Origin of the sequence: Vibrio sp. Isolate24 (assembly GCF_022398215.1) — a bacterium.
GTDB lineage: Bacteria > Pseudomonadota > Gammaproteobacteria > Enterobacterales > Vibrionaceae > Vibrio > Vibrio coralliilyticus_A.
In genome coordinates, this window is sequence record NZ_JAKEUU010000003.1 from 535,404 (window position 1) to 561,270 (window position 25,867).

Sequence of the window (25,867 nt, forward strand, 5' to 3'; positions counted from 1 at the left end):
TTGGATCTAGTTTTATCGTTTAATTCAGAAAAAAGGCTAGTTTCTCTTGAAAAAGCGATTAATGTCCCCATTTCTGGAACCATTAGCTGCTTGATTGATGTTTTTTTTAGCAGTTAGCAGAGTTTTTAGGGTAAAGCCCAAGCTATGTTAGGGATCGGCTCGACAGTGACTGACGAGGTCGGTAGAATGCTGCGTCTAAATTTTAATCCTGAGGCTAATCGGAGATAGCTTTCACGAACTGAGTTCGTAAAGATATCGCTAATTAGTCCGGTAGCTGACTCGCTCAGTTATCGATACTCGATTTACGAAAAGTGCTCTTAGAGTGCAAACAAGGATGGGCCTTTTGTTTTGTCATAATGGCATGAAGGCACATACGCTCAGCTCAGCTGAGCCAGTTTTGAGGTTAATGAATAATGCAAGTTACTGTTGAAACGCTAGAGGGCCTAGAGCGCCGTCTAAACATTACTGTTCCTGCTGCAAACATCGAAGATGCTGTAACAGCTGAACTACGCAACATCGCAAAGAACCGTCGTTTCGATGGTTTCCGTAAGGGTAAAGTGCCTCTGAAAATGGTTGCGAAGATGTACGGCAAAGCAGTACGTCAAGACGTGATGGGTGAAGTTATGCAACGTCACTTCATCGAAGCGATCGTTAAAGAGAAAATCAACCCAGCAGGCGCACCAACTTTTGCTCCAGTTGAGAGCAAAGAAGGTGAAGATCTCGTTTTCAACGCAACTTTCGAAGTTTACCCAGAAGTTGAGCTGAAAGGTCTAGAGAACATCGCTGTTGAAAAACCAACCACTGAAGTTCAAGACGCAGACGTTGAAGAAATGATCGAAACGCTACGTAAGCAGCAAGCAACTTGGGCAGAAGTTGAAGAAGCTGCGGAAGAAGGTAAGCGTGTTACTATCGACTTCGTTGGTTCTATCGATGGCGAAGAGTTTGAAGGTGGTAAAGCTGAGAACTTCCCTCTAGAAATGGGTGCAGGTCGCATGATCCCTGGTTTTGAAGACGGTATCGCAGGTAAAACTGCTGGTATGGAGTTCGAAATCGATGTGACTTTCCCAGAAGATTACCACGCTGAAAACCTAAAAGGTAAAGCGGCGAAGTTTGCTATCAAAGTAAACAAAGTTGAAGCTCGTGAACTACCAGAACTTAACGATGAGTTCGTTTCTAAGTTCGGCGTTGCTGAGGGTGGTGTTGACGCTCTTAAAGCAGAAGTTCGTAAGAACATGGAACGTGAGCTTAAGCAAGCAGTTAAAAACCGCATCAAAGAGCAGGCTATCGACGGTCTAGTGAAAGAAAACGAAATCGACGTACCAGCTGCACTTATCGATCAAGAAATCGGTACGCTACGTCAGCAAGCGGCACAACGCTTCGGTGGTAACCCTGAAGCTGCTGAGCAACTTCCACGTGAACTATTCGAAGAGCAAGCTAAGCGTCGTGTAGTCGTTGGCCTTCTTCTAGGTGAAGTCATCAAGTCTGAAGAGCTAAAAGCTGACGATGAGAAAGTGAAATCACTTATCGAAGAAATGGCGACAGCTTACGAAGACCCATCAGAAGTGATTGCTTACTACGAGCAAAACACTCAAATGATGGACAACATGCGTAATGTTGCTCTAGAAGAGCAAGCTATTGATGCGATCATCGCTAAAGCACAGATTTCTGAAAAGGAAGTTAGCTTCAACGAGCTAATGAACCAACAGCAGCCTGCTTAATAAGCAATATCTTGCGTAGAAGGTTGACGGATCGTTAACTATTCTGCTAACAATGGTCCGTATGATATTTATCATCCGGGCCATTTATTTTAGGGACATAAGAATATGAGCTACCAAGAAAAAAATGCAATGTCACCAATTTTAGACGCGCTGGTACCAATGGTGGTTGAACAAACTTCCCGTGGTGAACGTTCTTACGATATTTACTCTCGTCTACTCAAAGAGCGCGTGATTTTCTTAACAGGTCAAGTGGAAGACCACATGGCAAATCTTGTCGTGGCCCAACTGCTTTTCTTAGAATCTGAAAATCCTGATAAAGATATTTTTCTCTACATCAACTCGCCTGGTGGCAGTGTGACTGCCGGCATGTCAATCTATGACACTATGCAGTTCATCAAACCGAATGTAAGTACGGTATGTATGGGGCAAGCATGCTCAATGGGTGCTTTCCTTCTTGCTGGTGGTGCGCCAGGTAAGCGCTATGTGTTACCAAACTCACGAGTGATGATTCACCAGCCTTTGGGCGGTTTCCAAGGTCAGGCATCAGACATCCAAATTCACGCTCAAGAAATTTTGACTATCAAGCAGAAGCTAAACAAGCTGCTTGCTGAACATACAGGTCAACCTCTTGAAGTGATTGAGCGTGATACTGATCGTGATAACTTTATGGCGGCAGAGCAAGCGGTGGAATACGGTTTGGTTGATGCTGTGCTCACTCATCGCGGTGAGTAATAATTGCCAGAGCATTTTGGCTATAATTGATATACACTCAGATTATAAAGAGTAAAGGCTAAGAGGTTAGCGAATGACAGACAAAAGCAAAGAGAGCGGTAGTAGTAAGCTTCTTTACTGCTCTTTCTGCGGCAAAAGCCAGCACGAAGTTCGCAAGCTAATCGCTGGTCCATCCGTTTACATTTGTGACGAATGTGTCGATTTGTGTAACGACATTATTCGTGAAGAAATCAAAGATGTTTTGCCGAAGAAGCAATCTGAAGCACTTCCAGTGCCAAGAGAGATTCGTGAACACCTTGATGATTACGTGATTGGCCAAGATTACGCTAAGAAAGTGCTAGCAGTAGCCGTTTATAACCACTATAAGCGTTTACGTAATGGAGACACGACAAGTGAAGGTGTGGAGCTCGGTAAGAGTAACATCCTTCTAATTGGTCCTACGGGTAGTGGTAAAACACTGCTGGCTGAGACATTAGCGCGTTTCCTAGATGTACCATTTACAATGGCGGATGCCACTACGTTAACTGAGGCGGGTTACGTAGGTGAAGATGTTGAAAACATCATCCAGAAGCTACTGCAGAAATGCGACTATGACGTAGCAAAAGCCGAGCGCGGTATCGTGTACATCGATGAAATCGACAAGATTTCACGTAAGGCTGAAAACCCATCGATCACACGTGATGTGTCCGGTGAAGGTGTTCAGCAGGCGTTGCTAAAACTGATTGAAGGTACTGTGGCTTCAGTTCCACCTCAAGGTGGGCGTAAGCATCCTCAACAAGAATTCCTTCAAGTTGATACCTCTAAGATTCTATTTATCTGTGGCGGTGCATTTGCTGGCCTAGATAAAGTGATTGAACAACGTGTAGCCACGGGCACAGGTATTGGTTTTGGTGCGGAAGTTCGTTCTAAAGATGAAACTAAAACTGTCGGTGAACTGTTTACTCAGGTAGAGCCAGAAGATTTAGTTAAATATGGTTTGATTCCAGAGTTTATAGGCCGTCTTCCTGTAACGACAACGTTGACAGAGCTGGATGAAGAAGCGCTTATCCAAATTCTTTGTGAGCCGAAGAACGCACTCACCAAACAATATGCAGCACTATTCGAACTCGAAAACTCAGAGCTTGAATTCCGTGAAGATGCTTTGCGTGCAATTGCTAAGAAAGCGATGGAACGTAAAACAGGTGCTCGTGGATTACGCTCAATCCTAGAAGGCGTTCTACTTGAAACTATGTATGAATTGCCATCGATGAGCGATGTGAGCAAAGTCGTGATTGACGAGTCTGTAATCAATGGTGAGTCTGACCCACTGCTGATTTACAGTAACTCTGATAATCAGGCCGCGGGTGCGGAATCTTAATCAAATTCACATAAATTAGTAAATAATTTAAGGAGGTAATCATTTACCTCCTTTTTTTTATTCTTTCATTGAATCCAACTAATTAGCCCCCATATACTGCTCATAAGACTAAGCGGAAGAGAGAAGAATATGAACTTGGAACGTTCCGAACGTATCGAGATCCCCGTACTACCTCTAAGAGATGTAGTCGTTTACCCGCACATGGTAATTCCTTTGTTTGTTGGACGTGAAAAGTCAATTGCTTGCCTTGAAGCGGCAATGGATAACAACAAACAAATACTGCTAGTGGCGCAGAAAAAAGCGGAAACCGATGAGCCAGCGAAAGACGACCTGTTCGATGTTGGTACCGTGGCAACCATTCTTCAATTATTGAAGCTGCCTGATGGGACCGTAAAAGTGCTGGTTGAAGGCCAGCAGCGTGCAAAAATTCATAAGTTTACTGAAGAAGAATTCTTCACCGCAGATGCTGAATACTTAACAACAGAACAGCTAGACGAGCGTGAAGAAGAAGTGATTGTTCGTAGTGCGATTAATCAGTTCGAAGGTTTTATCAAGCTAAATAAGAAGATCCCACCTGAAGTACTAACTTCCCTCAACGGTATTGATGAAGCGGCTCGCCTTGCCGATACAATTGCTGCCCATATGCCACTCAAGTTGGCTGACAAGCAAATCGTTTTGGAAACACTAGACATCACTGAGCGCCTTGAGTTCCTAATGGGACAAATGGAGTCAGAGATCGATTTGCTGCAGGTTGAAAAGCGTATCCGTACTCGTGTTAAAAAGCAGATGGAAAAATCTCAGCGAGAGTACTATCTGAATGAGCAGATGAAAGCGATTCAGAAAGAGCTAGGTGAAACGGAAGACGGTGTTGATGAGTTCGAAACGCTGAAACAGAAAATCGTTGACTCAAAGATGCCTCAAGAAGCGCGTGAAAAGACTGAGCAAGAACTACAAAAGCTGAAAATGATGTCGCCAATGTCGGCTGAAGCCACTGTTGTTCGTGGTTATATCGACTGGATGTTAGGCGTGCCTTGGCACAAGCGATCTAAAGTTAAGAAAAATCTAGCGAAAGCGGAAGAAGTGCTGAACGAAGATCATTACGGCCTTGAGCGTGTTAAAGAGCGCATTCTTGAATACCTAGCGGTTCAAAATCGAATTAACAAACTTAAAGGACCTATCCTTTGTCTTGTTGGTCCACCGGGTGTAGGTAAAACCTCTCTAGGTCGCTCTATCGCAGCAGCAACCGGGCGTAAATATACGCGCATGGCATTGGGTGGTGTACGTGATGAAGCTGAAATTCGTGGTCACCGCCGTACTTACATTGGTTCTATGCCGGGTAAGCTTATTCAAAAAATGTCTAAAGTAGGCGTAAAAAACCCGCTGTTCTTGTTGGATGAAATCGACAAAATGTCTTCTGACATGCGTGGTGACCCGTCTTCTGCTCTACTAGAAGTACTCGACCCAGAACAAAACAACGCGTTTAACGATCACTACCTAGAGGTGGATTATGACCTGTCTGACGTGATGTTCGTTGCGACGTCTAACTCAATGAATATTCCAGGTCCTCTATTAGACCGTATGGAAGTGATTCGTCTATCGGGTTACACCGAAGACGAGAAACTCAATATTGCGAAACGTCACTTAGTAGAGAAACAGATCAAACGTAATGGTTTGAAACTGGGTGAAATTGAGATTGAAGACTCTGCAATCATTGGCATTATTCGCTACTATACCCGCGAAGCGGGGGTTCGTAATCTGGAACGAGAAATTTCGAAGATCTGTCGCAAAGCAGTGAAAAATATCCTGCTTGATAGCAACCTGAAAACGGTCACTGTGACAATGGATAACCTTAAAGATTACTTAGGTGTTCAGCGTCATGACTACGGTAAAGCTGATGATAGCAATCGAATTGGTCAAGTGACAGGTCTTGCATGGACTGAGGTTGGTGGTGATTTACTCACTATTGAAACCGAAGCAATGCCGGGTAAAGGCAAGCTGACACAGACTGGGTCACTTGGTGATGTCATGCAGGAGTCAATCCAAGCGGCAATGACAGTAGTGCGGTCTCGAGCAGTAAAACTTGGGATTAACTCGGATTTTTATGAGAAGCGTGATATTCACGTCCATGTCCCAGAAGGGGCAACCCCAAAAGATGGCCCGAGTGCAGGTATTGCGATGTGTACAGCGCTGGTATCCAGCCTAACAGGTAACCCTGTGAAAGCGGAAGTGGCGATGACAGGTGAAATTACCCTACGTGGTGAAGTTCTTCCTATTGGTGGTTTAAAAGAGAAACTACTGGCAGCGCATCGTGGAGGCATCAAAACTGTCCTGATTCCTAAAGACAATGAGCGTGATCTGGAAGAGATTCCTGACAATGTTATCGCTGATCTTAAGGTTATTCCGGTGCAATGGATTGATGATGTTCTTAAAGTCGCGTTAGAAAAAGACCCATCAGGTGTCGAAATTGCTGCTGTAAAATAGTGATGTGCAGCAAAAATAAGTAAAAGATTACGCTGATAAGCATAAAAAGGCTTGTCAGCGTTTTTTTTGGAGGCTAACGTTACCCACATAGCTTCAGGCCTTGTTGTATAAGGGATTGGAGTTAGTTTTAAATTGAAATGGAACGAATGCTGCCTTTAAAAAATAATAACAAGGTGGCGCAAAGGGGAATCACAGTGAATAAAACACAATTAGTAGAAAAAATTGCAGAAAACGCTGACCTTTCAAAAGCTTCAGCGGGCCGTGCCCTAGACGCATTTATTGAAGCTGTAGGCGACACTCTTCAGTCTGGTGACCAAGTCGCGCTAGTGGGCTTTGGTACATTCAGTGTTCGTACTCGTGCTGCGCGTACTGGTCGCAATCCAAAAACTGGTGAAGAAATCCAAATCGCAGAAGCAAAAGTACCTGCGTTTAAAGCTGGTAAAGCTCTAAAAGACTCTTGCAACTAGTTTAAAAGTTGCCAGCAGTGGCAGTTTTTATCGAACCTTTTTAAATTATGCGCATCATACTGATGCGCTTTTCTTTTTCTGATATTATCGCGCTATCTTATTTTAGTTATAACGTATGTCGTGTTAGCACGTGTAAAGGCTAATATGGACCACACGCGGAGAGTTTTTTACATATGATGGATCGATTACGCGAAGGCGTTAATAGCATCGCGGTTAAAATTATCCTTGGATTAATCATCCTGTCTTTTGTCTTTGCTGGAGTTGGTAGCTACATCGTTGGTGGTAGTAACAATTCTGCAGCCAAGGTTGGTAACGTGGAGATTGGCCGTGGTGAGTTTGAACAAGCTTACCAAAACGAGCGTAATCGTATGCAAGCCCAGCTTGGTGATTATTTTTCTAATCTGTTAGCAGATCCAAGCTACGTTGAATCTTTCCGTAAGTCAGTACTTGACCGAATGATTAACGATCTTTTATTGGAGCAGCATGCTGAAGCTTTGGGCCTACGTGTCAGCGATGCTCAGGTAAGAAGCATGATTGTTGATATGCCTCAGTTCCAAGTGGACGGCAAGTTTGATCAGGAAGTCTATCAAGCCTCTCTTCGTCGTGCTGGATTCACTCCGGATAGTTTTGCTGAGTATCTGCGCAGAGATCTTGTACGTAATCAGCTTCTAACGGCTGTCCAAGCAAGTGACTTCTCACTAGAAGGAGAGGTTGAAGCTCAAAGTAAGCTTCTGGCTCAGACGCGAGAAATTAAGAAAGTGACACTTTCTTTAACGGACTTCGCCTCTAAAGCGGAGCTCTCTGACCAAGAAATTAACGACTATTACACTCAGAACGCAGACCAATATACGCGCCCTGAACAAGTGAAAGTGGCTTACATTGAGCTTTCAGCGCAGCAATTGAAAGATGCAATTCAAGTGTCTGACGAGCAAGCTAAACAATACTATCAAGAGCACCTTGATAAGTATTCTTCAGAAGAGCAGCGCCGTGTAAGCCATATCCTGATTGAAGGTGACGACAAAGCAAAAGCACAATCTGTTCTAGATGAATTGAATGCTGGTGCTGACTTTGCCAGCTTGGCGGAAGAGAAATCTGACGACTTTGGCAGTGCTTCTGAAGGGGGGGCTCTTGGTTGGATCGAGCGTGATGTGATGGATCCGGCATTTGAAGAAGCCGCTTTTGCTCTGAAGACAGTTGGTGATGTAACCGGTCTGGTGAAATCGGACTTCGGCTATCACATCATTCAGCTCGATGAACTGAAAGGCTCAGTTGCTAAGCCATATGAAGAAGTGGCGACTGAAATCAAGCAGGAGTTGAAAGACCAACAAGCAATCGATCAATTCTATGAATTGCAGAGTGAGCTTGAAAAAGTGGCATTTGAATACCCTGATTCTTTAGATGATGCTGCTGAAGCGATTAACGCAGATATTCACACCACAGATTTTATTTCTCAGGCTGATGCACCAGAACTGCTGAAAACACCTGCTGTAATGCAGGCTATTCTCAGCCCAGAAGTGAAAGAAGATGGCTTAAACTCTGAAGTACTTGAAGTTGCGCCCGAGCATGTCATCGTAGTTCGTGTTGAAGATACGCGTGATGAAACGGTACTTCCTTTGGAAGAAGTACGTGATCAAGTGACTGCTTCCTTAGCGAAAATTAAAGGTGAGCAAAGCGCAATTGAGCTTGCCGACAATTTGGTTGCAGAGCTGAAGAAGGGTAACAAAGACCTAATGACTGAAAATGGTCTTGAGTTCAGTGACGCGGAAAAAATTGATCGTAGTTCACCATTAGCTGACGTTGTATTTTCAATGAAAAAGCCTACTGAAGGTGAAGTTGAATTTGCTCAGGCAAAAGATTTTAACGGTGACATCGTTGTGGTTGAGCTTACTAATGTGAAGTCTGATGTAAACGCTCAGTATAATGAACAGATTGGTACTCAGTTAACCCAGATGAACGCACAACAAGATCTCTCTGGCTTGATCAATATTCTTCGTAAAACTATCGATATCGAATATTACGCTGTGACTCAGTAATCTTAATCGATGTAACTGATAAACTACTTATGACGGGCTGCAGATGCAGCCCGTTTTATTATGTATCATCTCTCCACCCATAAATGAAAACGCCCTCTATGGTATCTATTCCACAATGTTATTTAGAGGAACAAAAGGGAAATGTTACACATACTATGGACTTGCTTATTATTGACAATCGCCGCATATAGTCCGATTACCATATCGGCTGAACAACCGACTCACGCTGAATACTCGGGAATAGAGATTACCGTGAATGTAAATACTGCTGAAGCGGCTGAATTGGCGACATTATTGAGTGGTATTGGGGAGAAAAAAGCCCAGGCTATTGTTCTATATAGGGATGAAAATGGTCCTTTCTTGAAGGTGGATGATCTGACTTTGGTAAAAGGTATCGGCCCCGCTTTAATAGATAAAAACCGCAGCCGAATAAAGTTGTAATTAGGTAGAGCGCTAAGCGCTCTATTTTTGGTTGTTTCCTTTCAATACCTGCTGGTGCCGAGAGACGAATCCCACTATAATTCACGCCGAATATTGGTCAGCTTAATGACTATTATTTTTAACTAATGTGGAGTAAAACATGTTGTCTCATACGCCAGTCGTAACCGTTGATGGACCAAGTGGTGCAGGTAAAGGCACTCTTTGTATGCTTCTAGCAAAGAAGCTAGGCTTTCATTTATTGGATTCCGGTGCGATTTATCGTGTATTGGCGTTGGCAGCAATCCACCATGGTGTCGATCTGGACTCTGAAGACGCACTTGTCCCAATTGCTACGCATCTAGACGTACAATTTATTGCTGAGGGTGACTTAGTAAAAGTTATCTTAGAGGGTGAAGACGTTTCCGGTGAGTTACGCAAAGAAGAGACGGGGATGGCAGCATCCAAAGTTGCTGCATTGCCACGAGTCCGTGAGGCTCTGTTGCGCCGCCAGCGTGCTTTTGCCGAAGGTAGTGGCTTAGTGGCTGATGGGCGCGATATGGGAACCGTAGTTTTCCCTCAAGCGGAAGTAAAGATTTTCCTAGATGCAAGTGCCGAAGAGCGCGCTAACCGCCGCCTTAAACAGTTGCAAGGCAAGGGGTTAGATGTTAAATTTGACGACCTTTTGAGCGAGATCCAAGAGCGTGACGATCGAGATCGTAACCGCCCGGTGGCACCATTACGCCCCGCTGAGGATGCGCTATTGCTGGATTCTACTTCGATGAGTATCGACGAAGTGGTAGAAAAGGCACTACAATATATCGAATCTAAGCTAGTCGTTTAGGCGGCTAGGTCGGAGCGTTGGTCGCATGGATGATGACTGGCGAATTTAATAACCCCACGCGGTAGGATACCCGTGGACGTTTAATTTATTGAAGATTAAATAAATGACTGAATCTTTTGCTCAACTCTTTGAAGAGTTTCTAAACGAGACTGAATTCCAACAAGGTACTATCGTTAAAGGTACTGTAGTAGCTATCGAGAACGGTTTCGTTCTTGTTGACGCTGGTCTTAAGTCTGAGTCTGCAATCCCTGCTGAACAGTTCAAGAACGCTGCTGGCGAACTTGAAGTTGAAGTTGGTTCTGAAGTAGACGTAGCGCTAGACGCTGTTGAAGACGGTTTCGGTGAGACTCAACTTTCTCGTGAGAAAGCGAAGCGTCACGAAGCTTGGATCGTTCTTGAGAAAGCTTACGAAGAAGCTGAAACTGTTGTTGGTATCATCAACGGTAAAGTTAAAGGCGGTTTCACTGTTGAACTAAACGGTATCCGTGCTTTCCTTCCTGGTTCTCTAGTAGACGTACGTCCAATCCGCGACACTGCTCACCTAGAAAACAAAGAGCTAGAGTTCAAAGTTATCAAACTTGACCAGAAGCGTAACAACGTTGTTGTTTCTCGCCGTGCGGTAATCGAGTCTGAGAACAGCGTTGAGCGTGATGAGCTTCTTGAGTCTCTACAAGAAGGCGCAGAAGTTAAAGGTATCGTTAAGAACCTAACAGACTACGGTGCATTCGTAGATCTAGGTGGTGTTGACGGTCTTCTACACATCACAGACATGGCTTGGAAGCGCGTTAAGCACCCTTCTGAGATCGTGAACGTTGGTGACGAGATCCAAGTTAAAGTTCTTAAGTTCGACCGTGAGCGTACTCGCGTATCACTAGGTCTTAAGCAGCTAGGCGAAGATCCATGGGTAGCAATCGCTAAGCGTTACCCAGAAGGTCACAAACTATCTGGTCGCGTTACTAACCTAACTGACTACGGCTGTTTCGTTGAAATCGAAGAAGGCGTTGAAGGTCTAGTACACGTTTCTGAAATGGATTGGACTAACAAGAACATCCACCCATCTAAAGTTGTTAATGTTGGCGACGAAGTTGAGGTTATGGTTCTTGAAATCGACGAAGAACGTCGTCGTATCTCTCTAGGTCTGAAACAGTGTAAAGCTAACCCTTGGCAGTCTTTCGCTGAAGCGCAAGCTAAAGGCGACAAAGTTACTGGTAAGATCAAGTCTATCACTGACTTCGGTATCTTCATCGGTCTAGAAGGCGGTATTGACGGTCTTGTTCACCTATCTGACATTTCTTGGAATGTTGCAGGTGAAGAAGCGGTACGTGAGTACAAGAAAGGCGACGAAATCTCTGCAGTTGTTCTAGCAGTAGATGCAGAGCGTGAGCGTATCTCTCTAGGCGTTAAGCAAATGGAAAATGACCCATTCAATGCTTACGTTGCTGAGAACAAGAAAGGTGCACTAGTTAACGGTACTGTTACTGCAGTTGATGCTAAAGGTGCAACTATCGAGCTTGAAGAAGGCGTAGAAGGTTACATCCGCGCTTCTGAAGTTTCTCGCGACCGCGTAGAAGATGCTTCTCTAATCCTAAGCGTTGGCGACAGCGTTGAAGCGAAGTTCACTGGTGTAGACCGTAAGAACCGCGTAATCAACCTATCTGTTAAAGCTAAAGATGAAGCAGAAGAGCAAGAAGCAATGGCTTCTCTGAACAAAGCAGACGACGCTTCGTTCGGTAATGCAATGGCTGACGCTTTCAAAGCAGCTAAAGGCGAATAATATATCGCTTTATTGAAAAAGGAGCCGAAAGGCTCCTTTTTTATGGATTGAGCTAAACTAGTCCTAATACCAATCTCAGCAAGTGACTCTGATAAAACGCGATTTGAAAGTGCGCAATTTATTGGTTTTGCATCTAGAATTGATAGCAAGTGTTTGTTGGAATTGGTATTACTTACTATAATAAGTGATAAACTACTCTACGAGGGAAACTATGACTAAGTCTGAACTGATTGAGAGACTCTGCGCTGAGCAAACCCATCTTTCAGCAAAAGAGATTGAAGATGCTGTAAAAGACATTTTAGAGCATATGGCTTCGACACTAGAAACGGGCGATAGAATTGAAATTCGTGGATTTGGTAGCTTCTCTCTACATTATCGCGAGCCACGTGTGGGCCGCAATCCGAAAACTGGTGAGAAAGTAGAGTTGGATGGCAAGTATGTCCCTCACTTTAAACCAGGCAAAGAATTACGCGAGCGTGTCAACCTCGGCTGATCTCTAGTTATTATCTTGAAAAGCGGCATACACTGTGTATGCCGCTTTTTTATGAGATGAAATTCGGAGATAGGCATGGTTTGTTCACGGGTTTTACTGCATAATCATATCGGCAGATATCCACTTAGGTGTAGAATATGAAAATTATAAAAATTGTTATCGTGCTGGCCCTATTTTTAATCGCACTGGCTTTAGGCTCTCAGAACCAAGAATTAGTTAGCTTTAACTACTTATTGGCACAGGGTGAGTTTCATCTGTCAACATTACTCGGTGTTGTATTTGTTACTGGCTTTGTTTTGGCTTGGATTATCTTCGGTACTTTGCATTTACGTTCTCAACTTCAAGTGCGCAAGCTAAGAAAACAAGTGAAAAAACTTTCACCTTCCGAGAGTGAACCTCAACAGGTTAAAGCCCACTAAGTAGTACAGGCAGGCTTTTTACTCGATGCTAGAAATACTCTTCTTGTTACTTCCAATCGCTGCTGCATACGGTTGGTATATGGGTAATCGAAGTGCCCAGCAAGACAAGCAGAAACACTCCAATCAAATTTCCCGTCAGTATGTGACGGGTCTTAACCTGCTTTTGTCTGATCAATCGGACAAGGCAGTGGATCACTTCATTGAACTTCTTCAAGTCGATAACGAGACGATTGATACTCATTTAGCTCTGGGGAATTTGTTCCGATCTCGTGGTGAAGTTGACCGTGCCATTCGTATCCACCAGAATTTAATATCCCGTTCGGGTCTGACTATTGATCAAAAAAATATTGCGCTTCAGCAATTAGCGAAAGACTACATGGCATCAGGGTTTCTTGATCGTGCAGAGAAAATTTTCGAACAACTTGTTGATGAACCAGATCATAGAGAAGCCGCATTGCAACAGTTGGTTTCGATTTATCAGCAAACCCGAGAGTGGGGTAAAGCGATTCAATACGCGACTCAGCTGGTCAAGTTAGGCCGTAAGAGAATGAGGAATAGCATTGCTCATTTTTGGTGTGAGCTTGCCATGCAAGAAAAAGCTGATGGTGATAATAACCGTGCTATTCAGCATTTTAAACGTGCCTTATCAGAAGATCCTAAGTGTGTCAGAGCAAGTATCGCGTTAGGCAAAATATACTTGGAAGTCGAAGACTATGCGAAAACAATCAAGCATATGGAAATGGTGCTTGAGCAAGATACGGACTTCATTAGTGAGGTACTGCCGACTCTTGCGGATTGTTACCACCACCTTGGGCAAGAAGAAGAGCTGTTAGACTTCTTACGCCAATGCATTGCCGCTAAAGCTGGGGTTTCTGCAGAGCTAATGTTGGCCCAATTGGTCGCTCAACATGAGGGGCCAGGTTCTGCGCAAGAGCTTTTAACACGCCAGTTAGTAAAGAACCCAACGATGAAGGGTTTCTACCGTTTAATGGACTACCACTTGGCTGATGCGGAGGAAGGCCGCGCTAAGGCCAGTTTGCAAACGTTGCAGAAACTTGTTGGTGAGCAACTTAAGGTCAAGCCGCATTATCGATGCCGAAAATGTGGCTTTTCTACCCACTCAATGTATTGGCATTGCCCATCATGTAAAGGCTGGGGCACCATTAAACCAATTCGAGGGCTTGATGGTGAATAAAGGATTCGATTGGTATTCCAATCAAAAATAGCAGCGGTGATCCCGCTGCTTTTTTTAGATATGTATGAATTAAGTAGGAGATGAAATGATTGACCAAAAAGTTATTGTTGCACTGGATTACGACAATCAAGCGGATGCATTGGCTTTTGTCGATAGAATTGATCCAAATTCTTGTCGATTAAAAGTGGGCAAAGAAATGTTCACGCTGTTTGGTCCTGATTTCGTTAAAGAGCTACATAAGCGCGGCTTTTCAGTATTCTTAGACCTTAAATTTCATGATATTCCAAACACCTGCTCAAAAGCTGTGCGCGCAGCAGCAGAGCTAGGGGTGTGGATGGTTAATGTTCATGCGAGTGGTGGTGAGCGCATGATGGCGGCATCACGTGAGATTCTTGAGCCTTATGGGAAACAACGCCCGCTATTGATCGGTGTGACGGTGTTGACCAGCATGGAACAAAGTGACTTAGCTGGTATTGGGCTCAACATTGAGCCTAAAGAGCAGGTAATTCGCTTAGCTTCGTTAACCCAAAATTCAGGTCTTGATGGCGTAGTATGTTCCGCTCAGGAATCTTCTATGCTGAAAGGTGAGTTAGGTAAGAGCTTTAAACTTGTAACGCCTGGAATTCGTCCTGTTGGCGCTGCGGTTGGGGATCAAAAGCGTATCATGACACCTGCTGATGCGATTCAAGCGGGTTCGGATTATTTGGTTATAGGTCGGCCAATTACTCAAGCACCGGATCCAGCGAGCGTATTATCAGAAATCAACCAATCTTTGATGCTCTAAATTTTTGAAAACTGTCAGCGAACCTAAATCCCGTTCACTGTGAAGTAATACAATACGCTTAATGAGAAAGGGTGCCAAACGGAATCCTTTCTCATTGTGGTAGTAGCATAGTTAACTAACTTTGGATTGGTATACCACTGTGGAACTTAAAATCTTTATCAGGGCTAGAAATTAGATCTGCCTCTAGCTTTCCGAAATAGGTAACGCGCGCCGAAATATCCTCCCCAGCGATTTCTTCAGCTAAGCATAGGTAATCCTGATAATGACGAGCTTCAGAGCGCAATAGTGAAACATAAAATTTAGCGATATCATCGTCCATATGAGGTGCAAGTTTGGCAAAGCGCTCACACGAGCGCGCCTCAATGTAGGCTCCGATGATCAATTTGTCGATCAGTGTTTGTGGTTCATAGGTTGCCATTTTGGCTAAAAGGCTTTTGGCGTAACGACTGGCTTGAACCGGCTCGTAAGCGATGCCTCGACTATCCATGATTTCCAGAACTTGATAAAAGTGATGTAACTCTTCTTTGATTAAAAGCACCATCTTATCGATTAAATCTTGGCTATAGGGGGAATTTGATTTAGCCATAATCGCTTTGGATATATTGCTTTTACCTTTCAACGTTTCTAGGTCACCTACTTTTCGATATGCAAAGTCTTCATAGGGCTTAAACCAGTCTAATAGGTTATGCGCACTGTTTTTATCAACGGCATATTTACGAATAAGGTACATAGCTGACTGGCCAGCCTTTAACTCACACAACAGATGATCGATCAGAATTGTTTTTAGGTTTTCGGCTTTTCGAGCTTCTGTTATCCAGGCTTCGGGGGTCGAGCATTGAAGAAAGTTATTGATAGGCTGCAGTAAAGAATCGTAGTTTTTTAAATCGATCATGATAAACATTTAATAAAATAGAAAAGGTCGCCAGAAGCGACCTTTTGAAATAGACAGTGGGAATTATATTACCACTTTTTCTTTTCACCAAAGAGCTCATCCATATCATTTTTACGTTGGTCTTCTTCAATTTGGTGAAGTTCTTCAGCGTTTTTAGACTGGCGTTTTTGCTCTAGTTCATCATACATTTCCTGAAGCTTTTCTCTGGCTTGGTTGGAATAGTTATCATTTTTGGTGCTAAGTGCATCAAGACCTTTACGCAGTAGCTGGATAGCTGTGCCAGGTTGGCCACGTACAATCGAATCATTGGCACGTTTAATGACGTTTTCGATGTTAATCCGAACTTGGATAGTTTCTAGCCGAGCATTTTCTGCCACATAAGCTTGAGTTTCAAAACGACCTTTATTGTGTTCACTGCGGATGGTATCACGTAAACGCTTGACCAACTTAAGCATCACTATCGCTTGTTTATCACTGCTTGGTGTCTTGAATGTGGTGCTTTCTCCACTTTTATTATCGTCTTTAAGCTGCTTAATTTGCTGTTTAACGTGTGCGACACGTTGTTCAAGTTGTTTATTCTTAGGGTCGAGTTCATACATGCTTTCTACAGCATCCAAGATTCGATTATTTAAGCAAATCAATAAATCTTTGCTGTATGGCATGTGGTGCGCGTGACCAATGAGCTCTTCCGTCGCGTCAATGATAGCAAGGTATCTTGCGCCTTCCTGCTTCCTAGCAGTTTCAACTTTCACTTTGTACTGGAGCATGATGTTATAGCCAAGCACTAACACCAGTAAGATGGCAACTAAAGCTATGATTAACCCAATATTCATAAATTCCGTATCTTATGTTTTGTTGGCTAGCGAACAAGGATACACGATTCTTAAGAACCACTGCACCTATTTTGTATTATTACGTTTCCATGGCTAATTATTAACGAAAACTCTGATCTATGAGTGATTTTTGAGTTATTGCTTACAAAAAACTCATCCAAACCAGAAATTCTTCTTTTATAAAGAACCCAAATAGTGAAATGGGGTATCAATTTCAACCAAGAGGCGTTATAACTAAATATTATAAACTATATTTGCTCATAATGGGGCGTCGAGTAAGGGATTACAGGGTCGAGAATGAAATTACAACAACTGAAGTACATTGTTGAGGTAGTTAACCACAATCTTAATGTATCTGCTACCGCAGAGAGTTTATATACCTCACAGCCTGGTATCAGTAAGCAGGTACGCTTGCTTGAAGACGAACTGGGCATTCAAATTTTTGAGCGTAGTGGTAAGCACTTGACTCAAGTTACTTCGGCTGGTGAAGACATCATTCGTATTTCTCAGGAAATCCTTGCCCGTGTTGAAAGCATTAAAGCGGTGGCTGGAGAACATACTCACCCTGAAATGGGTACCTTAAACATTTCGACTACCCATACTCAAGCTCGTTACGCTTTACCTGATGTCATCAAAGGGTTTACTGCCCGCTATCCTAAGGTTTCCCTACACATGCATCAAGGGACGCCATCTCAGATGTCTGAAGCGATTGCAAAAGGGACGGCAAATTTTGCGATAGCGACTGAAGCACTGCACTTATATCAAGATGCTATCATGTTACCTTGTTATCATTGGAATCGCTCGATCGTTGTTCCGAAAGACCATCCCCTTGCGCAAAAGGGCACAATTTCCATTGAAGATCTTGCCTCGTATCCGTTGGTCACTTACGTCTTTGGCTTTACTGGTCGTTCGGAGCTGGATACAGCATTTAATAAAGTTGGTCTGACGCCTCGCGTTGTATTTACTGCAACAGACGCGGACGTGATCAAAACTTATGTACGCATGGGGATTGGTGTGGGTGTGATTGCGAGTATGGCAATCGACAAGGATCAAGATGAAGACTTGGTCGCGATTGATGCCAGCCATCTGTTTGGGGCGAGCACAACCAGTATCGGTTTCCGCCGCGGAACATTCCTTCGCTCGTACATGTTTGATTTCATGGAGCGTTTTGCACCACACCTAACCCGCCCTGTAGTGGAGCAAGCCTTATCGCTTAAATCGAATGCAGAAATAGAAGAAATGTTTAAAGATATTGAGTTGCCAGTGCGCTAAAACTTTCTTCTGATTATGCTTCCCTCTAGAATATCGCCTTGTCAGGGGGAAGTATGCAAAACACATTTTTACAACTCGATTCATTTCTTTATTCTTATCAGAACTTATGGCGTTTTGAGCCATTCTTTTCCAGTATTGATCAACAGTTGCCATGGCATGACGATTACCCTGAATTGTGTGACTGGCTCATGCAGCTGGATCATGGCCAGATTGAGTCGCTCAAGTCTGACTCACGTGCTCTAACTGACGCTTTGCAAGCCTTTCTCCCTGATTTAGAGGTAGCTTCCGTTCTCACTCAACTTCCTGTGACTCTTTTGCAAGGGCTGCAATTAGACAGAGGTTTAGATGCCGGAGTTCCTGGGAGAAAACTTGAGCAAATAGTTTCGATGGGAGAAGCTGCGCTACAGTCTCATCAAGGCAGTGAATGGCTAGAGTGGTGCTCAGGTAAAGGTTTCTTAGGAAGGCTCCTTACCAGTCAAAGTCAGCAACCTGTGACCAGTTTCGAGTTTCAGGAAAAACTGTGTGAATCTGGGCAGAGAGAAGCGGATAAACACTCTTTACCGATGACATTCATTCAAGGTGATGCTTTGTCTGCGGATGCGGTTCGCGCCCTCAACCCCAATCAACATGCCGTAGCTTTACATGCATGCGGTGATTTACATGTATCATTAATAGAAAAAGCGGTCTTAGTCGGATTGCCTGCAATAACGATTTCTCCTTGCTGTTATCACCTGATTCAACACGACCAATACCAACCCTTATCTCGGCTGGCCAAATCTTCATCGCTTGTACTCACACAATCTGAGTTAAGAATACCGCTTCAAGAAACTGTCACGGGTGGAGAAAGAGTTAAGCGGCATCGTTTTCAAGAAATGAGTTATCGGCTAGGGTTTGATTTACTATTGAGAGAAGCAGGAAGGTATCAAGATTATGTGCCCATACCGAGTATTAAAAAGTCTTTATTAGCCGATGGTTTTGAGTCTTTCTGTCACTGGGCGGCAGAAAAAAAACAGTTGGCTTTACCTGTTGATGTTTCCTTCCGTGAGTTTCAATTAAAAGGTGAGCTACGTTATTGGCAGATGGAGCGATTGAGTCTCGTTCAGCAGCATTTTCGTCGTAGCCTTGAAATGTGGTTAGTACTCGACAAAGCGTTATACCTTGCTGAGCATGGTTACGAGGTTTCAGTTGAAATGTTTTGTGAGAAGAAAATCACGCCGAGAAATATTCTTATTCAAGCGGTTAAAAAATAGTCGAATACACACCTCTAAATTTGTTGGTTTATTGTTAAAACTCCCTTTCAATTTTTCTAAGTTATTGGTAATAATGAGTGATGTGCACAGAAAATGTGCAACTCAATCAATAAGTATATAAAGAACATCCGCACACAACATCACATCAATAATGCTGAAATCAAGGAGTTGAGATGAAAGCAGGAAACGTTATTGCAGCTGCTGTACTGGCAGGTGCAGCTCTACTGTCATCAACAAGTATCATGGCCAAAACAGCAAAAGTCGCAGTTTCTCAGATCGTTGAACACCCTGCGCTAGATGCCACTCGTCAGGGGCTGATAGATGGCCTTAAAGCGAAAGGCTATGAACAAGGTGAAAATCTTGAGTTTGACTACAAAACGGCACAAGGAAACCCAGCGATTGCGGTACAAATTGCTCGCCAATATGTAGGTGAAAAGCCAGATGTGCTGGTAGGGATCGCTACTCCAACCGCACAAGCGCTTGTGTCTGCAACACGCACTATACCTGTGGTCTTTACAGCCGTCACAGACCCTGTTGGTGCCAAGCTAGTTAAAAGCATGGAGAAGCCTGGAAAGAACGTGACGGGCCTTTCGGATCTATCGCCAGTTAGTCAACATGTCGAGCTGATTAAAGAGATTATGCCGGATGTGAAATCGATTGGTGTTGTCTTTAACCCGGGTGAAGCAAATGCAGTGACCTTGGTGAAGCTACTTAAAGAGAGTGCCAAAGCACAGGGTATTGAAGTTGTTGAAGCAACAGCATTAAAAAGTGCAGATGTTCAGTCCGCGACGCAAGCAATTGCAGAAAAATCGGATGTGATTTACGCGCCAACTGATAACACGGTTGCAAGTGCAATAGAAGGGATGATTGTTGCGGCGAATCAGGCGAAAACCCCGGTTCTGGGCGGTGCGACTTCCTACGTTGAAAAAGGCGCTATTGCTAGTTTAGGTTTTGATTACTATCAGGTTGGAGTTCAAACGGCAGACTACGTGGCGGCGATTCTTGAAGGCTCGGAGCCTGGCTCATTGGATGTGAAGGTTGCCAAGGGGTCAGATCTGGTCATCAATGCGACAGCAGCCAAAAAGCTAGGTGTTACGATTCCTACCACTGTTCTTGACCGAGCGACCAAGGTTAAGTAACCCAAGATGAGAGTGCGTAATGCGCTCTCTTGTTCAAAGCAGAAAAGGGAGTGGGTATGTCTGCTTTTGCTTTTTTTGGCGCGCTTGAGATTGGCTTGTTGTATGGCTTAGTGGCTCTGGGCGTTTATCTTACTTTCCGGGTTCTGGATTTTCCTGATTTAAGTGTTGACGGTAGTTTCCCAATGGGTGCTGCTGTGGCAGCAACGGCAATTGTCGCGGGCATTAATCCGTGGGTCGCAACCGTTATGGCTATATTGGCTGGTTCAGCGACTGGTTGGGTAACGGCCTTTTTGGCTGTACGCTGTGGGATTCTTCACTTACTAGCCTCTATTCTTACTATGATTGCGGCTTTCTCTATTAACATTCGCATAATGGGCCGACCCAATATGGCCCTACTAGGGGAAGAGACAATCCTGACCCCTTTTGAGACGATTGGTGATCCAATGTTGATGAGGCCATTACTTGTCGGTGTACTCGTCTTGATTTCTGCTTGGTTTGTCGTGCGGTTACTAAATAGTGACTTTGGGTTAGGGCTACGTGCAACGGGAGTGAATGCGCGTATGGTGTCCGCTCAAGGCGGCAGCACGTCCTTTTACACATACTTTGGATTGGCGCTGTCTAATGGCTTTGTGGGTTTTGCTGGGGCTTTGTTTGCACAGACCAACAGTTTTGCTGACGTCACCTCTGGTGTCGGGACAATTGTGGTCGGTTTAGCTGCTGTTATTTTAGGGCAGACGCTCATTCCGGGACGAAAGATATGGGTGGCTGTATTGGCTGTTATCGTTGGGTCTGTACTGTACCGGCTCGCAGTGGCATTCGCTCTGAGTACAGGAATGTTTGGTTTACAGGCTTCAGATCTAAACTTGGTCACAGCAGTTCTGGTGGCGATTGCGCTCATTGCACCGAAGTTAAAAGGAAACATCAAAGCAAAAAAGCCTAACACGCCTGCGCAAGGAAAAACGAGGTCTGTGCAGGTTGAAAAGTCAGGAGATACAGTATGATTCAGCTGGAAAATATCCAAGTGACGTTTAACCCTGGAACCATTTTGGAAAACCCTGCGCTTAAAGGTGTCTCTTTAGAGGTGCCAGAACATCAGTTTTTGACAGTTATTGGTTCAAATGGTGCAGGTAAATCGACATTACTTGGGGCTGTAACGGGTGAAACACCTATGCTTGGCGGCCGAGTTATTATCGACAAGCTAGATGTGACTAAGCTGGCGGTTGATCAAAGAGCTCGCCAGTGTGCAAGAGTTTTTCAAGACCCGCTCGCGGGTACTTGTGGCGATCTGACGATAGAAGAGAACATGGCTTTAGCTTATATGCGGGGCAAAAAGCGTGGTTGGAGCCTATCGCTTTCCAATAAGCGACGTAAGCTATTTCAAGAGCGTATCAGCATTCTTGGTTTAGGCTTAGAAAACCGGTTAGGGGACAATATTGGTTTGTTATCGGGAGGCCAGCGTCAGGCGGTGAGCCTTGTCATGGCAACGCTATCTGATAGCAAGCTGCTATTGCTCGATGAACATACAGCGGCACTAGACCCTAGAATGGCGTCATTTATCATTGATTTAACCAAGAAGATAGTGACTGAGTTTAATCTGACGGTGATGATGGTGACACATTCCATGAAAGATGCACTAGCGTGTGGTGACCGAACTGTGATGCTGCATCAAGGGGAAGTCGTACTCGATGTTGCTGGACAACAAAGAGCCAACATGCAAGTCCCAGATTTGTTGGAGATGTTCTCTAAAGTCAGAGGAGAAGAGTTGACAGATGACAGTCTGCTTCTTAATTAGAACTCAAAAATGTAGCGATATCCTACGTGTTGCTTTACTGCCTTTGTCATCGCAAGCAGTATGCTGGCGATGACGATAAAATAGCGGCAAGAGCTAATGAGAGCTTTAAACTGTACAAAGTTTGTCTTGGTAGGCTTTGAGACGCTCTACAATCGGCTCAGCCTTGTTAAAGGTACGAATTTCACGAAAGAGCTCATTGGCTTCAGGGTACTCATGACGTAAGTAGGAGAACCATTGCTTGACTCGATTTGGGTAGTAGAGGCCTTTATCGCCTTTCATTTCGTATTGTGAGTAAAGCAGCAGCAGTTTGACCACTTCTGCCCAAGGCATCACGGTGTGATTATGCTTAACTACATTGCCCAAGTTAGGCACATTGAACGCGCCACGGCATACCATTAGAGAGTCGACACCCGTGGCTTCGATACAGGCTTGACCATCTTCGTAGTTCCAAATCTCGCCATTGGCAATTAATGGGATAGTAAAGCGCTGACGAATCTGGTTGATATAGTCCCACTTAATTTCGCTGGCCTTATAACCACCCGTTTTTGTGCGTGCGTGAACAGTGAGTTCGTCTGCCCCCGCGCTTTGAATAGCATCTACGATCTCGAAACAGTCTTCTGGGTTATCCCAACCAAGGCGAATTTTGGCTGTGAGCGGAGTACCTTCTGGTACGGCTTCACGACAGGCTTTGACCACGCGATGAATAAGCTCAGGATGCTGAAGTAGTGCAGCTCCGCCCTTACTTTTGTTTACTAGCTTTGCTGGGCAACCGAAGTTGATATCAACGCCTTTCGCTCCCAGTTCAGCGGCGCGAACCGCATTTTCAGCCATCCAATGAGGATCTTGGCCGAGAAGTTGGATGTGGACAGGAACACCAGACTTCGTTTGTGATCCTTGTTTTAACTCTGGGCAGAGGCGGTAGAATACGTGCTCAGGAAGTAGCTGATCAACCACGCGAACGAATTCCGTGACACACAGATCATAGTCGTTGATGTCAGTTAATATCTCTCGCATTAAATGGTCTAACACGCCCTCCATAGGGCCCAGAACAACTCGCATAAAAAATCGCCTTAGAATCAGGAGGCGTGATTTTAGAGATTTCGCTGCGAGATGTCTAACAACGAAACATCATTTTTTCTCATTGCTTTGCTCTATAGACTCTAATAAAGAGAGGAAGGGGCGAGAATATGAGGATAGCGTAAAGCGATGCTCTGGAAGACTGAGTGACCCCCAGCTTTTTATAGGGTTATAATGGCGCTAGAATCTTGCAACACTGAATCAGATAATGACTTATCAACTACTGACACTTGAACCATCCCAAACTGAAGAATCTTCACTGTATCTTGAAGGCGTCACCTTGGCGGCAAATCTGGCGACAAGGCCACTTGCGCCAGAAAGTTGGTTGACTAGCCTTTTCTCTGAGCAAGCACCGGCTGTTAAGGCGGAGGTTGAAGGTCATATAAATCAGCAATACAGCTATTTAAAGCGCAATGAATATTCTTTGTTGTCCTTGCTTAATGAAGAGCAGCGTGGCGAGCAGCTCGCTGATTTCGCTGAAGGTTTTATGATGCTCTGGCCCACCATCGAAGAGCAATGGGCGGAAACGTCTATCGGTGATGGGACATTACGCATGCTACAAGCTTTGCTAACCACAATGATGTTGGCAATCGATGAAGAGCAGACTCAAGCACAAATGAAAGAGGCAGGTATCGAAACGCCACCGGCACTAAATGACTTTCTTGGTCAGCTGGATTTGATGATTAATGAAGTCGCACAAGCGGCAGATGAAGCCATGGTTGGTGCCAAAGCACAAAGTGTAAATCCATTTAAAGATATTGGGCGTAACGACATTTGCCCGTGTGGTAGTGGTAAAAAATTCAAACAGTGTTGCGGTCAGTAGAACAAAGTTAACTTTACCCGGTCAAAACAGTATCGAAACCGAGGTATAACGTCGTATTCGCGACGAAATAGGATGATAAAGAATGAAGAAATTAGCCGCGTTGTTTTTCCTTAGCTTCTCCGTCATCGCAGCGCCCAAAGATGAATTGAGCCAGCGACTGCAACTGACTGATGGGTTTAGTGCGGATTTTTCACAGCAGTTGATCAGCCCTGAAGGGGAAATGTTGACGGAAGGTGAAGGCAAAGTCGAAATTGCGCGTCCAAGCTTGTTCCGTTGGACTACCACGTCACCAGATGAGAATGTCTTGGTGTCAGATGGTGAATCTCTGTGGTATTACAGCCCTTTCATCGAACAAGTCAGCATTTACTGGCAGGAGCAAGCTACTGAGCAAACGCCTTTTGTTCTGCTGACTCGTAACCGAGCCAGCGATTGGGAAAACTACAAAGTGTCACAGCAAGGCGATGTGTTTACATTGGTACCGACCGCAGTGGACACCAATCAGGGACAGTTTAAGCTAGAGATTGATGGTAAAGGTGCGGTGAAGGGCTTTAGTGTTATAGAGCAAGATGGCCAAAAAAGTACCTTCAAGTTTAATAACATCAAACTGGCTAAACCAAGTGCCGATCGCTTTACCTTTACTATTCCCGAGGGGGTAGAGGTCGACGACCAAAGGAATTAATAGTGAGCAACTATTCATTGGACTTTTCAGGGGACGAAGATTTTCGTCCCCTTGCTGCTAGAATGCGCCCAGAAACGCTGGACCAATACATTGGTCAGCAACATATTCTTGGGCTAGGTAAACCCCTGCGCCGTGCGCTGGAGGCAGGGCATATTCATTCGATGATTCTTTGGGGGCCGCCCGGAACCGGAAAAACCACTCTGGCTGAAGTTGCGGCAAATTATGCCAATGCGGAAGTCGAGCGAGTTTCAGCGGTGACGTCTGGCGTCAAAGACATTCGTGCAGCTATTGATAAAGCTCGTGAAAATAAACTAACCGGTCGAAGAACGATTTTGTTTGTTGATGAGGTTCATCGCTTTAACAAATCCCAACAAGATGCGTTTCTCCCTCATATTGAAGATGGCACCGTAACTTTTATTGGGGCGACAACGGAGAATCCCTCCTTTGAGCTTAACAACGCTTTGCTGTCGCGTGCTCGAGTCTACAAACTCACCTCTTTAGCTCAGCAAGATATTCGTCTGGTGTTAGAGCAAGCAATCAGTGATGCTGAGCGTGGATTAGGTCAGTTTGAAGCCCATTTCGCCGATAACGTATTGGATCGCTTATCTGAGTTAGTGAATGGTGATGCTCGTATGTCACTTAACTATCTTGAGCTGCTGTATGACATGGCGCAAGAGGATGATAAGGGCGTTAAGCAAATCACGTTAGAGCTCCTTGCTGAAGTGGCTGGCGAAAAAGTATCGCGCTTTGATAACAAAGGGGACATTTGGTACGACTTGATCTCTGCAGTGCATAAGTCGATTCGTGGTTCGAACCCAGATGCCGCACTTTACTGGTCAGCGCGTATGATTGCTGCAGGTTGTGACCCTTTGTATATCGCTCGCCGATTGTTAGCGATTGCATCTGAGGACATTGGTAATGCCGATCCGCGAGCAATGCAGGTCGCGCTGTCAGCGTGGGATTGCTTTACCAGAGTGGGCCCGGCAGAAGGTGAAAGAGCCATTGCCCAAGCGATTGTATATCTTGCTTGTGCACCTAAAAGCAATGCGGTTTATACCGCTTGGAAGCAAGCCCTGCGCGATGCCCACAATCAACCTGAGTACGAAGTACCACCTCATCTTCGCAATGCACCGACAAGTTTAATGAAAGATCTCGGTTATGGAGCGGAATATCGTTACGCTCATGACGAACCCGGTGCTTACGCGGCTGGAGAGAAATATCTACCACCAGAAATGGGGGAGACTCGTTACTATTCTCCTACAAACCGAGGCTTAGAGGCGAAAATTGGCGAAAAGTTAGATTACTTGGCTAGTTTAGATGCAAAAAGCCCACAAAAGCGCTATGAATAAGCGTCTTTTTTGGATACATTTGTTCGGTTAATTATAAAAGCGTTTGA

24 protein-coding genes are annotated in these 25,867 nt (G+C 44.5%); 21 read left to right on the forward strand and 3 right to left on the reverse strand.

From position 1 onward, the window contains the following. Positions 1-413: 413 nt before the first annotated feature. From tig to pyrF, 13 genes are all read left to right on the forward strand, one after another. On the forward strand, positions 414-1,718 hold the full coding sequence (gene tig / locus L1D23_RS15170) for a trigger factor (protein ID WP_239867724.1): 1,305 nt from the start codon (positions 414-416) through the stop codon (positions 1,716-1,718). Positions 1,719-1,823: 105 nt separating this feature from the next. Beyond that, positions 1,824-2,450, forward strand: a complete 627-nt coding sequence (gene clpP, locus L1D23_RS15175; RefSeq protein WP_045975254.1) for an ATP-dependent Clp endopeptidase proteolytic subunit ClpP — start codon at positions 1,824-1,826, stop codon at positions 2,448-2,450. 73 nt (positions 2,451-2,523) lie between these two features. Then, positions 2,524-3,807, forward strand: coding sequence for an ATP-dependent protease ATP-binding subunit ClpX (gene clpX / locus L1D23_RS15180; RefSeq protein ID WP_239836831.1), 1,284 nt, complete (start codon positions 2,524-2,526; stop codon positions 3,805-3,807). 129 nt (positions 3,808-3,936) lie between these two features. Further along, positions 3,937-6,288, forward strand: a complete 2,352-nt coding sequence (gene lon / locus L1D23_RS15185; RefSeq protein ID WP_239867727.1) for an endopeptidase La — start codon at positions 3,937-3,939, stop codon at positions 6,286-6,288. Positions 6,289-6,482: 194 nt separating this feature from the next. Next, positions 6,483-6,755 (forward strand): HU family DNA-binding protein, encoded by a 273-nt coding sequence (locus L1D23_RS15190; RefSeq protein ID WP_004414742.1) that lies wholly within the window; start codon positions 6,483-6,485, stop codon positions 6,753-6,755. Between the two features lie 173 nt (positions 6,756-6,928). Further along, positions 6,929-8,788, forward strand: coding sequence for a peptidylprolyl isomerase (gene ppiD / locus L1D23_RS15195; RefSeq protein ID WP_239867730.1), 1,860 nt, complete (start codon positions 6,929-6,931; stop codon positions 8,786-8,788). A 141-nt stretch (positions 8,789-8,929) separates the two neighbouring features. Continuing rightward, entirely contained in the window at positions 8,930-9,229 is a 300-nt protein-coding gene (locus tag L1D23_RS15200; RefSeq protein ID WP_239867733.1) for a ComEA family DNA-binding protein, read from the forward strand. Positions 9,230-9,368: 139 nt separating this feature from the next. Then, complete coding sequence (gene cmk / locus L1D23_RS15205; protein WP_239867736.1) at positions 9,369-10,049, forward strand: (d)CMP kinase; 681 nt, start codon at positions 9,369-9,371, stop codon at positions 10,047-10,049. A 103-nt stretch (positions 10,050-10,152) separates the two neighbouring features. Next, positions 10,153-11,823 (forward strand): 30S ribosomal protein S1, encoded by a 1,671-nt coding sequence (gene rpsA / locus L1D23_RS15210; protein WP_239836826.1) that lies wholly within the window; start codon positions 10,153-10,155, stop codon positions 11,821-11,823. Between the two features lie 211 nt (positions 11,824-12,034). Beyond that, entirely contained in the window at positions 12,035-12,316 is a 282-nt protein-coding gene (gene ihfB / locus L1D23_RS15215) for an integration host factor subunit beta (RefSeq protein WP_239836825.1), read from the forward strand. 137 nt (positions 12,317-12,453) lie between these two features. Beyond that, a complete protein-coding gene (locus L1D23_RS15220) occupies positions 12,454-12,735 on the forward strand; it encodes a lipopolysaccharide assembly protein LapA domain-containing protein (RefSeq protein WP_239867739.1) in 282 nt (93 codons plus the stop codon). A gap of 25 nt (positions 12,736-12,760) precedes the next feature. Then, complete coding sequence (gene lapB / locus L1D23_RS15225) at positions 12,761-13,930, forward strand: lipopolysaccharide assembly protein LapB (RefSeq protein WP_239836823.1); 1,170 nt, start codon at positions 12,761-12,763, stop codon at positions 13,928-13,930. 85 nt (positions 13,931-14,015) lie between these two features. Further along, positions 14,016-14,714 carry an orotidine-5'-phosphate decarboxylase gene (pyrF, locus tag L1D23_RS15230; protein WP_239867742.1) on the forward strand — a complete coding sequence of 233 codons (699 nt, stop codon included), beginning with the start codon at positions 14,016-14,018 and terminating at the stop codon, positions 14,712-14,714. 115 nt (positions 14,715-14,829) lie between these two features. Here the strand turns inward: pyrF and L1D23_RS15235 are convergent, their stop codons facing one another. Both L1D23_RS15235 and L1D23_RS15240 read right to left on the reverse strand, forming a co-directional pair. After that, positions 14,830-15,606 carry a tRNA isopentenyl-2-thiomethyl-A-37 hydroxylase MiaE gene (locus L1D23_RS15235; protein WP_239867745.1) on the reverse strand — a complete coding sequence of 259 codons (777 nt, stop codon included), beginning with the start codon at positions 15,604-15,606 and terminating at the stop codon, positions 14,830-14,832. 68 nt (positions 15,607-15,674) lie between these two features. Further along, the gene (locus L1D23_RS15240; protein ID WP_239836820.1) at positions 15,675-16,439 is read right to left on the reverse strand and encodes a DNA repair protein; all 765 of its coding nucleotides are present in this window, start codon (positions 16,437-16,439) and stop codon (positions 15,675-15,677) included. A gap of 297 nt (positions 16,440-16,736) precedes the next feature. Here L1D23_RS15240 and cysB point away from each other — a divergent pair, with 297 nt between their 5' ends. From cysB to L1D23_RS15265, 5 genes are all read left to right on the forward strand, one after another. Beyond that, positions 16,737-17,711 carry an HTH-type transcriptional regulator CysB gene (gene cysB, locus L1D23_RS15245; RefSeq protein ID WP_239867763.1) on the forward strand — a complete coding sequence of 325 codons (975 nt, stop codon included), beginning with the start codon at positions 16,737-16,739 and terminating at the stop codon, positions 17,709-17,711. 53 nt (positions 17,712-17,764) lie between these two features. Then, positions 17,765-18,961, forward strand: a complete 1,197-nt coding sequence (locus L1D23_RS15250) for a methyltransferase (protein ID WP_239867766.1) — start codon at positions 17,765-17,767, stop codon at positions 18,959-18,961. Positions 18,962-19,134: 173 nt separating this feature from the next. After that, positions 19,135-20,100, forward strand: a complete 966-nt coding sequence (locus L1D23_RS15255; protein ID WP_239867769.1) for an ABC transporter substrate-binding protein — start codon at positions 19,135-19,137, stop codon at positions 20,098-20,100. A gap of 56 nt (positions 20,101-20,156) precedes the next feature. Then, positions 20,157-21,101 carry an ABC transporter permease gene (locus L1D23_RS15260; RefSeq protein WP_239867772.1) on the forward strand — a complete coding sequence of 315 codons (945 nt, stop codon included), beginning with the start codon at positions 20,157-20,159 and terminating at the stop codon, positions 21,099-21,101. Next, positions 21,098-21,892, forward strand: coding sequence for an ABC transporter ATP-binding protein (locus tag L1D23_RS15265; RefSeq protein WP_239867775.1), 795 nt, complete (start codon positions 21,098-21,100; stop codon positions 21,890-21,892). Before L1D23_RS15260 ends, L1D23_RS15265 begins: the two co-directional genes overlap by 4 nt. A gap of 105 nt (positions 21,893-21,997) precedes the next feature. Here the strand turns inward: L1D23_RS15265 and dusC are convergent, their stop codons facing one another. After that, a complete protein-coding gene (gene dusC, locus L1D23_RS15270; protein WP_239867778.1) occupies positions 21,998-22,951 on the reverse strand; it encodes a tRNA dihydrouridine(16) synthase DusC in 954 nt (317 codons plus the stop codon). A gap of 226 nt (positions 22,952-23,177) precedes the next feature. Between dusC and L1D23_RS15275 the strand changes: the two genes are divergently transcribed. The 3 genes from L1D23_RS15275 (at position 23,178) to L1D23_RS15285 (ending at position 25,820) form a co-directional block, all read left to right on the forward strand. Further along, positions 23,178-23,792, forward strand: a complete 615-nt coding sequence (locus L1D23_RS15275) for a YecA family protein (RefSeq protein ID WP_239867782.1) — start codon at positions 23,178-23,180, stop codon at positions 23,790-23,792. Positions 23,793-23,874: 82 nt separating this feature from the next. Next, positions 23,875-24,471 carry an outer membrane lipoprotein chaperone LolA gene (gene lolA, locus L1D23_RS15280; protein WP_019277901.1) on the forward strand — a complete coding sequence of 199 codons (597 nt, stop codon included), beginning with the start codon at positions 23,875-23,877 and terminating at the stop codon, positions 24,469-24,471. Between the two features lie 2 nt (positions 24,472-24,473). Beyond that, a complete protein-coding gene (locus tag L1D23_RS15285; protein WP_239867785.1) occupies positions 24,474-25,820 on the forward strand; it encodes a replication-associated recombination protein A in 1,347 nt (448 codons plus the stop codon). Positions 25,821-25,867 lie beyond the last annotated feature (47 nt).

Bases quoted from the DNA above. Each gene is read 5' to 3' on its own strand.
- tig (WP_239867724.1), top strand. From the start codon at position 414: ATGCAAGTTACTGTTGAAACGCTAGAGGGCCTAGAGCGCCGTCTAAAC.
- clpX (WP_239836831.1), top strand. From the start codon at position 2,524: ATGACAGACAAAAGCAAAGAGAGCGGTAGTAGTAAGCTTCTTTACTGC.
- ihfB (WP_239836825.1), top strand. From the start codon at position 12,035: ATGACTAAGTCTGAACTGATTGAGAGACTCTGCGCTGAGCAAACCCAT.
- dusC (WP_239867778.1), bottom strand. From the start codon at position 22,951: ATGCGAGTTGTTCTGGGCCCTATGGAGGGCGTGTTAGACCATTTAATG.
- L1D23_RS15250 (WP_239867766.1), top strand. From the start codon at position 17,765: ATGCAAAACACATTTTTACAACTCGATTCATTTCTTTATTCTTATCAG.
- L1D23_RS15255 (WP_239867769.1), top strand. From the start codon at position 19,135: ATGAAAGCAGGAAACGTTATTGCAGCTGCTGTACTGGCAGGTGCAGCT.
- L1D23_RS15220 (WP_239867739.1), top strand. From the start codon at position 12,454: ATGAAAATTATAAAAATTGTTATCGTGCTGGCCCTATTTTTAATCGCA.
- clpP (WP_045975254.1), top strand. From the start codon at position 1,824: ATGAGCTACCAAGAAAAAAATGCAATGTCACCAATTTTAGACGCGCTG.
- L1D23_RS15200 (WP_239867733.1), top strand. From the start codon at position 8,930: ATGTTACACATACTATGGACTTGCTTATTATTGACAATCGCCGCATAT.
- L1D23_RS15260 (WP_239867772.1), top strand. From the start codon at position 20,157: ATGTCTGCTTTTGCTTTTTTTGGCGCGCTTGAGATTGGCTTGTTGTAT.
- cmk (WP_239867736.1), top strand. From the start codon at position 9,369: ATGTTGTCTCATACGCCAGTCGTAACCGTTGATGGACCAAGTGGTGCA.
- lapB (WP_239836823.1), top strand. From the start codon at position 12,761: ATGCTAGAAATACTCTTCTTGTTACTTCCAATCGCTGCTGCATACGGT.
- L1D23_RS15265 (WP_239867775.1), top strand. From the start codon at position 21,098: ATGATTCAGCTGGAAAATATCCAAGTGACGTTTAACCCTGGAACCATT.
- cysB (WP_239867763.1), top strand. From the start codon at position 16,737: ATGAAATTACAACAACTGAAGTACATTGTTGAGGTAGTTAACCACAAT.
- lon (WP_239867727.1), top strand. From the start codon at position 3,937: ATGAACTTGGAACGTTCCGAACGTATCGAGATCCCCGTACTACCTCTA.
- lolA (WP_019277901.1), top strand. From the start codon at position 23,875: ATGAAGAAATTAGCCGCGTTGTTTTTCCTTAGCTTCTCCGTCATCGCA.
- rpsA (WP_239836826.1), top strand. From the start codon at position 10,153: ATGACTGAATCTTTTGCTCAACTCTTTGAAGAGTTTCTAAACGAGACT.
- L1D23_RS15275 (WP_239867782.1), top strand. From the start codon at position 23,178: ATGACTTATCAACTACTGACACTTGAACCATCCCAAACTGAAGAATCT.
- pyrF (WP_239867742.1), top strand. From the start codon at position 14,016: ATGATTGACCAAAAAGTTATTGTTGCACTGGATTACGACAATCAAGCG.
- L1D23_RS15240 (WP_239836820.1), bottom strand. From the start codon at position 16,439: ATGAATATTGGGTTAATCATAGCTTTAGTTGCCATCTTACTGGTGTTA.
- ppiD (WP_239867730.1), top strand. From the start codon at position 6,929: ATGATGGATCGATTACGCGAAGGCGTTAATAGCATCGCGGTTAAAATT.
- L1D23_RS15235 (WP_239867745.1), bottom strand. From the start codon at position 15,606: ATGATCGATTTAAAAAACTACGATTCTTTACTGCAGCCTATCAATAAC.